The sequence below is a fragment of the Ruegeria sp. YTSA226 genome (assembly GCF_059609905.1).
Genome location: NZ_JBXWMQ010000003.1, coordinates 1 through 12389 on the forward strand (window position 1 = coordinate 1; position 12389 = coordinate 12389).

General features: G+C 57.1%; 13 protein-coding genes. 8 read left to right on the top strand and 5 right to left on the bottom strand.

Going from position 1 to position 12389, the window contains the following annotated elements; all coding sequences use genetic code 11:
• The first annotated feature begins 542 nt into the window (after positions 1–542).
• The 4 genes from AC2FFF_RS04970 to AC2FFF_RS04985 all read left to right on the top strand — a co-directional run bounded on the left by AC2FFF_RS04970 (position 543) and on the right by AC2FFF_RS04985 (position 4462).
• The gene (locus tag AC2FFF_RS04970; RefSeq protein WP_281972410.1) at positions 543–1298 is read left to right on the top strand and encodes a 5-oxoprolinase subunit B family protein; all 756 of its coding nucleotides are present in this window, start codon (positions 543–545) and stop codon (positions 1296–1298) included.
• Entirely contained in the window at positions 1295–2293 is a 999-nt protein-coding gene (locus AC2FFF_RS04975) for a 5-oxoprolinase subunit C family protein (RefSeq protein ID WP_282021549.1), read from the top strand. Before AC2FFF_RS04970 ends, AC2FFF_RS04975 begins: the two co-directional genes overlap by 4 nt.
• Before the next feature lie 11 nt (positions 2294–2304).
• Positions 2305–3066 (top strand): LamB/YcsF family protein, encoded by a 762-nt coding sequence (locus tag AC2FFF_RS04980; protein ID WP_282021550.1) that lies wholly within the window; start codon positions 2305–2307, stop codon positions 3064–3066.
• A 148-nt stretch (positions 3067–3214) separates the two neighbouring features.
• On the top strand, positions 3215–4462 hold the full coding sequence (locus AC2FFF_RS04985; RefSeq protein ID WP_281972413.1) for a hypothetical protein: 1248 nt from the start codon (positions 3215–3217) through the stop codon (positions 4460–4462).
• Positions 4463–4557: 95 nt separating this feature from the next.
• Here AC2FFF_RS04985 and AC2FFF_RS04990 read toward each other — a convergent pair whose 3' ends face one another.
• Positions 4558–5931: a D-alanyl-D-alanine carboxypeptidase family protein gene (locus tag AC2FFF_RS04990; RefSeq protein WP_142635921.1), complete on the bottom strand. Its 1374-nt coding sequence runs from the start codon at positions 5929–5931 to the stop codon at positions 4558–4560.
• A gap of 281 nt (positions 5932–6212) precedes the next feature.
• Positions 6213–6914 (bottom strand): HAD family hydrolase, encoded by a 702-nt coding sequence (locus AC2FFF_RS04995; protein ID WP_281972414.1) that lies wholly within the window; start codon positions 6912–6914, stop codon positions 6213–6215.
• Positions 6915–7007: 93 nt separating this feature from the next.
• Between AC2FFF_RS04995 and clpS the strand changes: the two genes are divergently transcribed.
• Genes clpS through hemF form a run of 4 tightly spaced genes read left to right on the top strand, consistent with a single transcriptional unit; the run spans position 7008 to position 10076 of the window.
• Positions 7008–7349 carry an ATP-dependent Clp protease adapter ClpS gene (clpS, locus tag AC2FFF_RS05000; RefSeq protein WP_142635917.1) on the top strand — a complete coding sequence of 114 codons (342 nt, stop codon included), beginning with the start codon at positions 7008–7010 and terminating at the stop codon, positions 7347–7349.
• A 31-nt stretch (positions 7350–7380) separates the two neighbouring features.
• Positions 7381–8346, top strand: coding sequence for a class I SAM-dependent methyltransferase (locus tag AC2FFF_RS05005; protein WP_281972415.1), 966 nt, complete (start codon positions 7381–7383; stop codon positions 8344–8346).
• A 37-nt stretch (positions 8347–8383) separates the two neighbouring features.
• Entirely contained in the window at positions 8384–9187 is an 804-nt protein-coding gene (locus AC2FFF_RS05010; protein ID WP_142635913.1) for an SDR family NAD(P)-dependent oxidoreductase, read from the top strand.
• Positions 9188–9191: 4 nt separating this feature from the next.
• A complete protein-coding gene (gene hemF / locus AC2FFF_RS05015; RefSeq protein ID WP_496750561.1) occupies positions 9192–10076 on the top strand; it encodes an oxygen-dependent coproporphyrinogen oxidase in 885 nt (294 codons plus the stop codon).
• A gap of 40 nt (positions 10077–10116) precedes the next feature.
• Here the strand turns inward: hemF and AC2FFF_RS05020 are convergent, their stop codons facing one another.
• From AC2FFF_RS05020 to modB, 3 genes are all read right to left on the bottom strand, one after another.
• Positions 10117–10524: a hypothetical protein gene (locus AC2FFF_RS05020; protein ID WP_282021553.1), complete on the bottom strand. Its 408-nt coding sequence runs from the start codon at positions 10522–10524 to the stop codon at positions 10117–10119.
• A 72-nt stretch (positions 10525–10596) separates the two neighbouring features.
• Positions 10597–11697, bottom strand: coding sequence for a molybdenum ABC transporter ATP-binding protein (gene modC, locus AC2FFF_RS05025; RefSeq protein ID WP_282021554.1), 1101 nt, complete (start codon positions 11695–11697; stop codon positions 10597–10599).
• On the bottom strand, positions 11694–12386 hold the full coding sequence (modB, locus tag AC2FFF_RS05030; protein WP_142635905.1) for a molybdate ABC transporter permease subunit: 693 nt from the start codon (positions 12384–12386) through the stop codon (positions 11694–11696). Before modB ends, modC begins: the two co-directional genes overlap by 4 nt.
• Positions 12387–12389 lie beyond the last annotated feature (3 nt).

Genomic DNA, 12389 nt, shown 5'->3' on the forward strand with positions numbered 1-12389 from the left:
GCCAAAAATCAGACCGTTGCGCCAATAACATCAGCGCGCCCGCCTAAATCATTCCCTAAGATGCCCACCGTCTCTCCAGTGTGTCCGGCCGTCTCTCCAACCCGTCCCACCGTCTCTCCAGTGTGTCACAAGCGCCTCAGCAGCGCCGGTGAAGGGGGTTCTAAGCATTACAAACATACACCGCAAGCAGAAAATCACGCCCTGAGCAACTTTTTTGCACTTTCTTATTTTACTCAATAAATTCAGATAATTAAGGTGATAAATTCGACCGATGCACCCAGGAAAGCCCATTATCACGCCTAAGGTATCCACACTGCTTTCCGTACGAGCTATGCCCGATATCAACATATTGTTGAGCTCCCCACGTCTACTACAAGACTCGTATGAGTCGCCGGGTATGAAACACACCCGCACCGAGTCGGAATTTGCCTGCACGCGGTCTGAAACGGGGATGCACCGGCAAATACTTTGCACCCTCTCTTGCGAAACGCTCTGGATTGCGTTCAGGTCACCTGACTAGTTACATACTGGCACGCAGCGAGATGACACGAACACACGCCGCCATCTTCCCACGCATATGCACCGTCGGCTTTGACGGCCTGCTGGTCTCTTTCGCCGAAACCATGGCCGAGCCATCGAACCGGGCAGCATTGGCGTTTCGAGCTGCGGTGGATTCTGAACGGTGGGAAGGTGTCATTGAAACCTCTGCGACGCTGGCGTCGACTTATATCCGATTTGAACCATCCCAATTTGCCCACGCAAACCTTCGCGACCGGGTCGAGCAGCTGTTGCGGCGGCAGGATTGGTACAAAGCGCCCCTCCCCCAGGGGCGCAGGTTATGGAGTGTCCCCACGGTTTATGGCGGCACGCTTGCCCCTCAATTAGATGAGGCTGCGGCTGCGGCCAGGCTGTCCCCCGATGAAGCCGTTCATCGATTGAGCGCCACAACCGTCCGCGTCCTGACGATCGGATTTGCTCCCGGTCAACCATATCTTGGCCCGCTCGGCCCCGAGTTCAACATACCGCGCCTCAAGAAGTTGACCCCGATGGTGCCCGAGGGCGCTTTGGTATTGGCGATTTCGCAATTTGTCCTTTTCTCGGGACCCACACCAACCGGGTGGCGACATATTGGCCAAACCGCTTTTCGCTGTTTTCGTCCTGAAGCACAGAACAGCTTTGCCCTGAAACCCGGCGACGAAATGCAGTTCGCGTCAGTCACGCGTGAGGAACTAGAGGCGATACGCGCTAATGACGTTGATGGATCAGGCGGCGCGACCTGTCAGGAGATCGCAGTTTGAGCCTGTCTGTCCTGCGCATAGGGCCTGCTTGTACAATACAGGACCAAGGCCGCCACGGATATCTGGATCAAGGGCTTTCCCGATCTGGCGCAGCAGATTTACGTGCCCTGCACGAAGGCGCCGCATTGTTGAGACAAAGTCCTAAACTTGCCGCGCTTGAAATGGCCGGAATGGGCGGTGAGTTTGAGGCCACTCATCCCATACAGATTGCACTGACGGGCGCACCGATGCAGGCCAGTATTGATGGCGCTGCCATTTCGTGGAATGCCTCCTACCACCTTGAGACCGGACAGCGGGTGATAGTCGGGGCCGCCACACGGGGAACCTATGGATATTTGCACCTGGGCGGCGGTATTGAGGTGCAGGAGTTTCTGGGATCCCGCTCAACTCACCTTACTGCCAAAATCGGGCGCGCCCTACAGGCCGGAGACAGCTTATCCACCGGGGCAGCGTCACAGCAGGCAGGACAGAAGTTGCGCGCTGAAGATCGGTTCTCGGGCGGTTCGCTGCGGGTTGTGGCCAGTTTTCAGACCGAACTGTTCGACCGGCAAACGCTGGACCGCTTTTTGCGCACGACATTCACTCGCGGGCCCCGCGCAAATCGCATGGGAATGCAGCTGGAAAGCGACGGAGAGGGTTTCGCCGCAAAGGGGCAGCTGAACATATTGTCCGAGGTCATCACCCCCGGCGACATTCAGATGACCGGCACTGGCAATCCCTTTATTCTGCTGCCCGAGTGTCAGACAACTGGCGGGTATCCCAGAATTGCGACCGTCCTTCCCTGTGACCTGCCGCGGGCTGTGCAAACCCCGGCGGGCGTACAGCTTCAGTTCAGGCTGGTCGAAATGGACGAGGCCATTTCCCTGCAAGCGGCTTTTCAAAAAGAACTGGCCAACCTGCCATCCAAGGTCGAACCGCTGATCCGTGATCCTCATGACATTGCTGACCTGCTATCTTATCAACTGGTCAGCGGAATGATCTCTGCCACAGACTAAGGAGTTTGCCGATGCCCAGCGTAGATCTTAATGCCGATATGGGGGAAAGCTTTGGCCCCTGGAGCATGGGCGATGACAAAAGCCTGTTGCGGATTATCACTTCGGCCAACATTGCCTGTGGCGTTCACGCGGGCGATCCGGACGTCATGGCGCAAACGATGACCCTGGCTGTGGAAAACGGTGTCGGCATTGGCGCGCATCCCGGCTTTCCTGACCTACAGGGGTTTGGCCGCCGCAATATGAAAATACCCCATGATAGCCTGCGAAATCTTGTTCGGTATCAGTTGGGATCGGCGATCGGTATGGCAAACGCCGTTGGAACGCAGGTCCGGCATCTGAAGCTGCACGGTGCATTGTCCAACATGTGTTCGGTCGATATCGACATGGCGCGGGCCTGTTATCAGGGCGCGCTGGACGTGAACCCAGATATCATCATCATGGTGCTGGCCGTCACCAACCAGGAAGAAGCCGTTCGGGAATTGGGCTGCAAGTGGGTCGGCGAAATCTTTGCCGACCGCGCCTATAACGACGATGGCACTCTGGTCGACCGAAGCTTGCCCGGAGCCGTCATCCACGACCCCGAAATTGCAGGGCCTCGAATTCTGGAAATGGTCCGCGAAGGGGCCATCATTACCGAAACCGGCAAAAGGCTTGAAACCGCGATCGACACGATCTGCCTGCACGGGGATGGACCAACCGCCGTTCAGATTGCGCATTCGGTCCGCGAAAACCTGATCGCGGGCGGGGTCGAAGTGACAAAGTTCCTGCGGTAATCCCGCGGGTGCAATGCGTCCGCCCGTACTCAGACTGTTGCCGAGGCTGAATTCCCTCCCTAGCATGTCAGCAAGCATATGTTCTGAATACCACAATCCCGGCAACGAACCGCACCTGGGTTGCCTAGTCTGGGCAAGGAGTAACTTTATGTCTTTTGATTTAGCGTCTTACGAACCACGCGGCGACAAGAAGAATTCGGACTTCTTCAACGAGTATTTGCCAAAAATTTACGAACGCCGTGCCAGATCTGGTGTCGCCCAGCAGGTTGGGCCCATGCGCGCTGTCGTGCTTCAGGTCGAAACTGACGTTCTTTTCGACACTCTGGTCGAGCTATATGTGATGTCGCCATACCGTCACACGGCCAGCTATCTTGGACGGACGCATAAATACTCGGTCCTGCATTCACACCTGGACTACCCGGCGCTCATCGTGATGGCTCCGCTTAGCCCGACATTCGAAGACTTCATCCCGCGCATCAACCGCATGTACCCGTTGGCACGAAACACGCCGCAAACGCGCTATGTTGGCGAAGTGTTTGGCGCCACTGACCTGAACACGCTGACCAAAACGCTGGAGGATCAGAATATCCGGTTCGAATATTCCGGCGACACCGAGAACCCGTTTTACACGCTAAAGGGCCTTCGGTTCACCACCCCTTCTGATTTCACCTGCAACCGGGTCGGTTATTCAACGCTGGATTTCAACGATACCGACAGTTTGGGTCTGGGCGACAGGGTATTGCTCAGCAGCGCAGAACAAGCGCGACTGGATGAGGCTGCTGCCTTTGGTGCCGATAGCAATATCTCTTCACTGATGTTGGGCATCGACCATCTGGCGACACGCGTTCTGGCTGGTGAGCGAGAGGATGCGATCCTCGAATTTCTGACGATGGTGCCCTACTATTTCTGGGGGGCGTACAACATTTTCGACATGAATTCGTCGACCAATGTGAACCGCAATGCCGGTGTGGATGATGACAAGAAATCCCCGGCCAAGGTATTTACAGCCAATAATACGCCTTCGTTTGTAAACTCTTTTGCCAAACGGCCCATGCCAACCGAGGATTTCGTCCGCAATTTCGGACGTCGGCTGCATCACATGGCGATCGAGATTCTGGACGGCGATCACGGTGCGGGCGAAAAGAATGTGGATTTCGTTGTGAACACTCTGAAAGACCAAGGGGTGCCATTCCTGGCCCATGTGGTTGGAGAGTGCAAAGACGATCCGAACCTCAAGCAGATCTTCTCAAAACACTCGAAGAACACTCTGCTGATCACCGAGTATATCGAGCGCTGTCATAAGTATGATGGGTTCTTTACCAAAGATAACGTCGCGGCCCTGACTGCGGCCGCCGGTCAGGATGAGCAATATCAGCACGGCCACGTATTCGACTGACCTGATCCCTGCCGCCTACTACGGCACGCTCGCTCAGCAAAAAAAGGCCACGGAATTCCGTGGCCAGACCCATCCACGAGAGTATATGTCGGGTCTTATGACGGCCCGATCATGAAACAGGTGACATTGCGGGCCTGAAGTCTGCGGCAGGCCAGATCGGCTTGCTCTCGGGTCATGCCCTGGAACGTCGCATCGAACCCGCGTGAGTTTTGATTGACCTTGCGCAGCGTGCCTTCCAATGTGGTCATTTCCGACAGGGCCGTTTTCAGTAGAACCTTTTCAGCCTCGTACCGGGTCGTATAGCGCCCCACATTCACGCCCCACAAATGACCGCCAGAGGTCGACAAGCGTGTGACGATTTCCTGCTCTGGCTCGGGCTGTTCTGCCGAGGCCAGCACCAGATCATCCGTGCGTACCGTCGGGCGCGTCGTTCCTTCGGTCGGCGTCTCTACACCTGCCGAGGCGATGGCTGCGGCGATACCGTCCTGAATCCGCGCGTCGTTCTTGGCTGCGGTTGCGGCGACATTGTTCGCCACTAGAACGGTACTCCCCCGCTGAGGTCGAAGAACAGGTCGCAGGCTTCTGGTGGGCGCGCCGCTTACGCTGGCGACTTTCGCATTCAAACCTGCATTACCGGCATAGGCCGGCCGGGCTGGTTTGCGGATCGGCGCGCGCGACGGGGCGCGGCGGAAACCCATGTCCAACAGCTCGGCTACTTTGGCATTGCGCGATGCGCCGGATTTGCCACCAAAGACAGTCGCGATGATCCGTTCGTCCTTGCGCTTGGCCGAGGCAACCAGATTGAACCCAGCTGCACGGGTATAGCCCGTCTTGATCCCATCCGCACCGCGATAGGCCGCTAGCAGGCGACGGTTCGTATTGGGAACGGTTTTGATCCCCGCATTCGTGGATTGGCGCGAAAACAGGTTGTAATATTGCGGGTAATCATACAGCAAATGCCGTCCCAGCGTGGTCATGTCCCGTGCGGTCGACAGATGTCCGGCCTCGGTCAGACCATGTGCGTTCTTAAAGGTTGTACGGCTCATTCCCATCGCCTTGGCGGTACGTGTCATGCGGCGCGCAAAGGCAGCCTCGGACCCGCTGAGGGCGACACCAATGGCAGTGGCAGCGTCATTGGCCGACTTCACCGCCGCCGCACGGATCAAATAGCGGAAAGCAATCTTCTGCCCCGAACGCAAACCCAGCTTTGAAGGCGGTTCAGAGGAAGCCTTTTTGGTGATGGTCACCTGCGTATCGAGAGTGATTTCGCCGTTCCGAACCGCTTCAAATGCGATGTACAGTGTCATCATTTTGGTTAACGAGGCCGGATGGAGGCGTGTATCGGCGTTTCGGGAATGCAGCACTTCGCCCGTTCGCGCGTCGATCACCATCGCCGCATATGGGGCAGCAATGCCCTGCGCCGGAGCGAAGGAAAACAACAACAGGAATGCTGCAAGGAATACGCCCATAGGGGCCGGAACTGTCCGCCGTACCTGCACGATTTTTGCCTCTGTCTACCTCAGGCCGCCGGGTTTTCCCGGTCAGCTACTATCTATTTTATTGCCCATCAGCGTAGCACAGCACCCCCGCGAAAGAAACCGAAAGCTCATAACTTTAACGCTTTCAGCGTATGTCAAAGACCCACTAGATGTGGCGGTGCAAACGGCGGCGCACCGCTAAACCTGCCATATCGTCAAGACTGTGTCGTCGACCGGCCCCTATTTTTGGAAACTGCGACCAAATGGCAACATCAACTCAAAGAGCGAACCAGCGCCGTCAATCCACCAAGATCGGGCAATTCGTGGTATCTGGAACTGTCGGCCGGCACGTCGGCCTGCTCGATCTCCCAGACCAGCCCATGCGCCACGTATACGCCCCAGCATCCGGCTTGAATCGGAGCAACCACATCGGACCGCATCGAATTTCCGACCATCATAGCCGCAGCGGGCCCCTCGCCATGCTGCGCGAAGATCTGGCGATAGATTTCCGGGGTCTTTTCAGACACGATCTCTACCCCGTCGAACAGATCGCCCAAACCGGACTGCGCAAGTTTGCGTTCCTGGTCTATCAGATCGCCCTTGGTGATAAGGATTACGCGGTGGGTGTCGGCAGCGCCTTCGATGGCCTGCCGAGCATAGGGCAACAGCTCGATCGGATGGGCCAACATCTCTTGCCCCGCTTCGATCAGTTGGCGAATGACCGCTGCAGGAACACGGTCTTCGGTCACTTCGATCGCCGTTTCGATCATGGAGAGGGTGAAGCCTTTGATTCCATACCCATAATGCCGGATATTGCGTTTTTCGGCAGCCAGCAATCGGTCCATCAGGTGATCCGATTCGGCATGATCTGATAACAGGTCGACAAAATGTGCCTGCGTCAGCTGAAAGAACCGTTCGTTGTGCCACAGCGTGTCATCGGCATCGAACCCGATTGTGGTTAGTTTTTCGCCCATTTGGATAACGTCCTGCTGGCTCTTTTATCTGACGCATTGGACGTTATATAAGCGCACAGATAAACCGAAGCCTGAATCGGACGTTTGCGCCTAATGTTTGAGAACCAATGGATGATGTCTGACAAACCGGACGACGATGCAGATTCGTCGATCCTGGTACAGACGCGCCCCAAGACCAAACGCCCGCCGCTGTACAAAGTGCTGCTTTTGAATGACGACTACACCCCGATGGAGTTTGTCGTTCACGTATTGGAACGTTTTTTCGGCATGACCCACGCAGAGGCGTTCGAGATCATGCTAACCGTCCACAAGAAGGGCGTCGCCGTTGTTGGTGTCTTCAGTCATGAGATTGCCGAAACCAAGGTCGGGCAAGTCATGGATTTTGCTCGCCGCCATCAACACCCCCTGCAGTGCACTATGGAACGCGAAGAGTAAGGCGACGCCTGACCTCTTTTCGGAATTGCCAATGTCCCTTCGCCTAGACCTTGCCTTGCAAAGCGGCCTTGAAATCGCGCAACCCCTGTCCGTGATTGGGCCAACGCCCGAGGAAGACCTCGCTGGGCTGGCTTCAGATACGCAGGTAGTCCAGCCATTCAAGCCGTTTCACGACCATTTTGCGGATCACGGATTCAGGGCCACGCCCGAGGCTGATGACCCGTGCCAGGATGCAATCGTGTTCCTGCCCCGCGCCAAGGCCTTGGCCCGCAGCCTTGTGCATCAGGCCTGCCTGCGCGCGGCCGGATTGGTTGTGGTCGACGGCGCCAAGACAAATGGCGTCGACAGCCTGTTGAAGGATATTCGCAAACGCGTAACCGTGCAGGGGCCCATCGCAAAAGCACATGGCAAGATCTTTTGGTTCCAGTCCGACGTAAACGCGTTCGAGGACTGGGCCGCACCCGCCTCCCAATCCGCCGACGGATTTCAGACAGCGCCCGGAGTATTTTCTGCAGACGGGGTCGACCCGGCCTCAGTAATGCTGCTTGCCGCCCTGCCTGAAAAACTGGGCGGTCGGGTCGCCGATCTGGGGGCTGGCTGGGGATACCTATCCACAGGGCTAATGGGTGCAAAGGGGCTGCAGGAATTGCATCTGGTCGAGGCCGATCACATCGCCCTGCAATGTGCTCGTGCAAATGTAAAAGACGACCGTGCACAGTTCCACTGGGCCGACGCGGTCACCTGGCGCGCGCCTGAGCCGCTGGATACGGTCATTATGAACCCGCCGTTTCACACATCGCGCTGTGCTGATCCCACGTTGGGTCAGGGATTCATCAAATCTGCTGCGCGCAGTCTGACACGGGGCGGTTCCCTTTGGATGGTCGCCAATCGACACCTACCCTATGAAATTACGCTGAACAAGGCCTTCGCGCAGGTGAAGGAAGTGACCGGGGACAATCGTTTCAAGGTCTTCCACGCCTCTCGCCCTCGGCGGTGATACCCGCTAACCTGCACCGCACATCAGGAGAACACGCATGTCCTTTTCCATAGCCGGCAAGACCGCGATCGTCACAGGTGGTGCAAATGGTGTCGGATTGGCCATCGGACGTCACTTCGCGGATGCCGGGGCCAATGTCATGTTCGCCGACATGGATGAAAAACGACTGGCCAATGAACTGGGCGAGCAGGCAGATGACAGCAACATCCGTTTCTTCGCCGGGGATCTGCGTGAAAAGCTGACGATTGCGAACCTGCTTTCGGCCACGATTGACGCTTTCGAACAGGTCGACATCCTGATAAATGGCTCGCGCCAGGTTATTCCGTCTGATCCATTGGACATGGAAGACGACTCGGTCCGCACCTTGTTGAACCAGAACCTGATGCCGGCCTTGCGACTGAGCCAACTAGTTGCCAAACGGATGATCAAGCAATCCGGTGATGATGAAAACGAAAACCCTGCGGGATCCATCATCAACTTATCTTCGATTGCTGCCCGTCGCACCCATCCCGATCTGATGGCCTATTCGGTGTCTACAGCAGCGCTTGATCAGTTGACCCGATCCCTGGCCGTTGCCCTTGCCCCAAACCGCATCCGCGTGAACTCGATCGCGCTGGGATCGGTGATGAGCGCTTCGCTGCAATCCACGCTCAAGGAAAATCGCACATTTCGGGATGATATCGAAAAGCACACACCCCTTTCCCGGATTGCCGCGCCAAACGAACTGGCCGAAACCGCACAGTACCTTGCCTCGGACGCCGCAGGTTTCATCACTGGACAAATCCTAACCATTGACGGTGGACGCACTTTGCTGGACCCCGTCGCAGCCCCGGCCCATTAAACAGATGTTCGATACTGAAAAAGCCACCGCCGCAGCCTGGTTTCGTGACTTGCGCAATGAAATCGTAAACGTTTTTGAGCAGCTTGAGGATTCCCACGACACCGGACCTTTTTCCGATGCTCAACCCGGTCGTTTCGAAGTCAATGAGACCAAACGGCATTCGGATGACGGGGCGGACGCCGGTGGCGGTTTGATGTCCGTGATGCGCGGCGGCCGCGTGTTCGAGAAAGTCGGCGTCAATGTCTCGACAGTATTCGGCCAGCTCGGGGAACGGGCGCAACAGGCAATGGCTGCCCGAAAAGGCATTCCCGGAATGACCGAGGACCCGCGGTTCTGGGCCTCGGGTATCAGCCTGGTTGCCCATATGCAGAACCCGCACGCTCCCGCTGTTCACATGAATACGCGCATGTTCTGGACACCTCACGCCTGGTGGTTCGGCGGCGGATCAGACCTGAACCCCTGTATCGAATATGACGAAGACACTGCCCATTTCCACGCAACCCAGAAGGCCCATCTGGATCCCCACGGACCGGGCCACTATCCGCGTTTGAAAGAGTGGGCCGACGAGTATTTCTTTATCCCGCACCGCAAGCGCGCCCGCGGTGTCGGCGGTATCTTTCTGGATGACTATTGCACCGGAGACTGGTCATCGGACTTTGCCCTGACACAGGATATCGGGCGGGCCTTCTTGCCAGCCTTTCTGCCTTTGGTTGAAAAGCGCAGGCAACAGAGCTTTGACGCCGTCGATAAGGATACCCAACTGATTCATCGCGGGCTCTATGCCGAATACAACCTTGTCTATGACCGCGGAACCAAATTCGGGCTAGAGACCGGGCACGACCCGGACGCAGTGCTTATGAGCCTGCCGCCCTTGGCCAAATGGGTCTAACGCCTGACCTGCTTCTGCGGTGCTTTCTACTTCCGGGGTTTCAGAACCCGAAATCCATGAAATTGTCAGAGCAATAGCGCTGCGCCGATGCCGCTGACATGTTCTCGCCAACGCGTTTGACAGTAACCGAATAGCCCGGCGTCGTATCAGCCCCTTCGGGCGCAGTCAGCGAGAATTGCACCGTCCGTGTCTGTTTGTCATAGGCCCGGGTTATGTAAATACGCTGGTTCGATTTGGTTCTAAGCGTGCGTATCGCAAAATCCCCGATCCCGCACCAATAGGCCACTGGCGCAGAACTGCCGCTGGTTGAGACCTCGTAAACGCCATTGTCACGTGGTGTCACTGTCGTTCGGAATGCGGGGTTTATACCGACCCCGAACCCAACAGCCTGGGCCATGGCAGGCACCATCATCAGCGTTAGAATACATGTTGATACAAAGTATTTCATGGTGCTCGACCCCGGACAAAATGGTTTCCTTGGGAAATCATAGAACAGATGCGCTTTCCGTAAAGCGCAGTTTCAATCCGCAAAGTGCAGCCGCCCACCAACATCCTGCGGTGCCAGCGCCACGGTTTTGATCACCGCAAAGCAAGGTTTGCCCGCCACAAGCCCAAGGGTGTCAACCGAACGTCGCGTGATCCGAGCCAGAATAGTCCCTGCAGGTGTAATGACAGAGACGATCGCACCGGGGCCTTCCCCGGCTCGGATCGTATCAACCCTGCCCTCCAGTACATTCAGCGCTGACAGGCCCTCGGGCCGCTTACTGGCAAGGATCACCTCTTGTGCGGGGATGCGAATACGCAGGCTTTCACCGACCTTATGGGGAATACGCGGCAGAAATAGGCGCGCCTCTTCGACTGCCAACTCGGTCAACCCGTCTGCATGGTGAGCTGATACCTGTACCTGAAGCACCGCACCAACGGCTCTGACACCGAGCGGGGCCACAGAAGGATCAGCCATCACTTCGGAAGCCGGGCCTTGCCGAACCACCTTGCCGTCCTGCAGGGCAACGACAGAAGTTGCCAGCCGCGCAACTTCGGCTGCCGAGTGGGTCACATAAAGGATCGGCACCGAAATCTCATCCCGAAGCCGCTCGAAATAGGGCAGTATCTCGGCCTTCCGTGCATCATCCAATGCGGCCAGAGGCTCATCCGCGAGGATCAGACGCGGGCTGGCCAATAAGGCGCGGCCTATGGCAACACGCTGCTTCTCGCCACCTGACAAGCTCAGTGGACGACGGTCCAGAAGATGCCCGATCCCCAACATCTCAATTACCTTATCGGGGTCTTCGCGCGGCACGCTTTTGGGCGCAAACCAGCGCCCATAGGACAGGTTCTGGCGCACTGTCAGATGCGGGAACAGCCGTCCTTCCTGAAAAATATACCCCAAGCGGCGTTTATGTGGAGGCAGCCAAAGGCGCTTTTCCGTATCGAACAACGTCCACCCGTCCACGGATACGCGACCAGCTTTGGGCTCCAGCAATCCCGCAACAGCGTTAACGATTGTCGTCTTACCGGCGCCGGACCTTCCATACAGAACTGTCACCCCGGCAGGCGCATCAAATTTGGCATCCAACTGAATACCTGGCAGATCATGTTGCAGATTGACCGAAAGGCTCATGTCCCCGACACCCTTGCCGCGGCGCGACGACCGACAAACTCTGACAACAGCAGCGCCCCCATCGCGATGATGACCGATATCACCACTAGCCGCATCGCCGCCGCCTCTCCACCCGGAACCTGCAGAAACGCATAAACGGCCGATGGCAACGTCTGTGTCTGTCCAGGTATGTTCGAAACAAAGGTGATCGTCGCGCCGAACTCACCCATGGCTTTTGCAAAGGCAAGGATGGTCCCGGCGATCACCCCCGGCAGAATCATCGGCAAGGTCACGGTGACAAAAACCCACAGACGCGAGGCACCCAGCGTGGCTCCAGCCTGTTCCAGCTTAGGGTCGACGGCTTCGATCGAAAGGCGAATAGCACGGACCATCAGCGGAAACGCCATGATCCCAGCGGCCAGCGCCGCGCCGGTCCAGCGAAACGCAAAGACAATTCCAAGCCCCGCCAGAGGTCCACCAATCGGGCCCTGAATACCAAAGGTCAATAGCAGCAGATATCCCGTAACAACCGGCGGCAGGATCAATGGCAAATGCACCAACCCATTCAGCACTTGTCGCCCGGGAAAGCGCCAGCGTGCCAGTGCATAGGCAACGAATACACCAAAGGGCAAAGTAACCAGCGTTGCCCAGAAAGAGACACGCAGCGACAATTTCAGCGCCTCAAGTTCTTCCGGTCCCAGCCAACCCATCGG

Excerpts from the sequence above, each read along its gene's own strand:
- AC2FFF_RS04970 (WP_281972410.1), top strand. The coding sequence starts at position 543 with ATGACACGAACACACGCCGCCATCTTCCCACGCATATGCACCGTCGGC.
- AC2FFF_RS04980 (WP_282021550.1), top strand. The coding sequence starts at position 2,305 with ATGCCCAGCGTAGATCTTAATGCCGATATGGGGGAAAGCTTTGGCCCC.
- AC2FFF_RS04985 (WP_281972413.1), top strand. The coding sequence starts at position 3,215 with ATGTCTTTTGATTTAGCGTCTTACGAACCACGCGGCGACAAGAAGAAT.
- AC2FFF_RS04990 (WP_142635921.1), bottom strand. The coding sequence starts at position 5,931 with ATGGGCGTATTCCTTGCAGCATTCCTGTTGTTGTTTTCCTTCGCTCCG.
- AC2FFF_RS04995 (WP_281972414.1), bottom strand. The coding sequence starts at position 6,914 with ATGGGCGAAAAACTAACCACAATCGGGTTCGATGCCGATGACACGCTG.
- clpS (WP_142635917.1), top strand. The coding sequence starts at position 7,008 with ATGTTTGAGAACCAATGGATGATGTCTGACAAACCGGACGACGATGCA.
- AC2FFF_RS05005 (WP_281972415.1), top strand. The coding sequence starts at position 7,381 with ATGTCCCTTCGCCTAGACCTTGCCTTGCAAAGCGGCCTTGAAATCGCG.
- AC2FFF_RS05010 (WP_142635913.1), top strand. The coding sequence starts at position 8,384 with ATGTCCTTTTCCATAGCCGGCAAGACCGCGATCGTCACAGGTGGTGCA.
- hemF (WP_496750561.1), top strand. The coding sequence starts at position 9,192 with ATGTTCGATACTGAAAAAGCCACCGCCGCAGCCTGGTTTCGTGACTTG.
- AC2FFF_RS05020 (WP_282021553.1), bottom strand. The coding sequence starts at position 10,524 with ATGAAATACTTTGTATCAACATGTATTCTAACGCTGATGATGGTGCCT.
- modC (WP_282021554.1), bottom strand. The coding sequence starts at position 11,697 with ATGAGCCTTTCGGTCAATCTGCAACATGATCTGCCAGGTATTCAGTTG.
- modB (WP_142635905.1), bottom strand. The coding sequence starts at position 12,386 with ATGGGTTGGCTGGGACCGGAAGAACTTGAGGCGCTGAAATTGTCGCTG.